This window comes from Vibrio sp. S11_S32, from assembly GCF_014694465.1.
GTDB classification, from domain to species: Bacteria; Pseudomonadota; Gammaproteobacteria; order Enterobacterales; family Vibrionaceae; genus Vibrio; species Vibrio algicola.
The window spans coordinates 1-715 of sequence record NZ_JAAUWS010000140.1 but is presented as its reverse complement, the minus strand read 5'-3'; the positions used below and the strand labels follow the sequence as shown (position 1 = coordinate 715).

Annotated in this window: 1 protein-coding gene and 1 pseudogene; one reads left to right on the top strand and one right to left on the bottom strand. The window is 41.7% G+C overall.

What is annotated here, in order from left to right:
- Positions 1-127: 127 nt before the first annotated feature.
- A pseudogene (locus HC723_RS17835) lies at positions 128-310 on the top strand (RNase H family protein); the annotation flags it as partial.
- Between the two features lie 171 nt (positions 311-481).
- Here HC723_RS17835 and HC723_RS16990 read toward each other — a convergent pair.
- Positions 482-715, bottom strand: a 234-nt coding sequence (locus HC723_RS16990; protein WP_190339942.1) for an integrase core domain-containing protein, incomplete at its 5' end; no start/stop codon positions are given.

Here is a 715-nt window from a genome sequence, read left to right as displayed (position 1 = left end):
TGATTATATAACTTCCAGTTTTTGGTCTTATAACGAGGTTTTGGCATGAATATCGATGGTTTAGTGGGGAGTAAACGATCTGATCGTCAGTTTCACATTTAGTTCCATCGAATTACGCAACAAAGCCGGTTGGAAACGTCGCAATTGGCGTAAAGCAAATAAAAAACCGATAGCTCATCAAGACCTTTGGGAGCTAGTGGATAAACGAAGTGCAGATAAAAAAGTTGAGGTGAGGAAAGTCGCTGCCTGTTCCGCAGGAAAAGATGCTGCTTATAGATACGCGCTTGCAGCGGCGAATCGTCAATTATAATAAGAATGAATCACTTGCTGGCATAGCCAGCAGGTGTTTTTTTGTTGTTACTGGATTTGAAGGTGGCATTGAACACTACAAGTTACAAAACGGTATTTTTCTACGTGCCAGGTAATCACATGGGAACCAATAACATAGGAGGTGTAATGGTCAAGTAATCCTGTAGGACTTCTAAGCCACTTTTAGTAATCCTTGGCGTTTTTGAACTGGCGTTAAATAATTAATCGCGGAGTTCAATCGCCTGTAATTGTAGAAGCTAATATACCGTTCGACGGCGATTACCACCGATGGGTGATTGATGAAGCTTAGGTCGTTCAGATATTCCGTTTTCAAATTGCGGAAAAATCGTTCTTGTACGGCATTGTCCCAGCAACACCCTCGCCGACTCATACTTTGTATCATGTT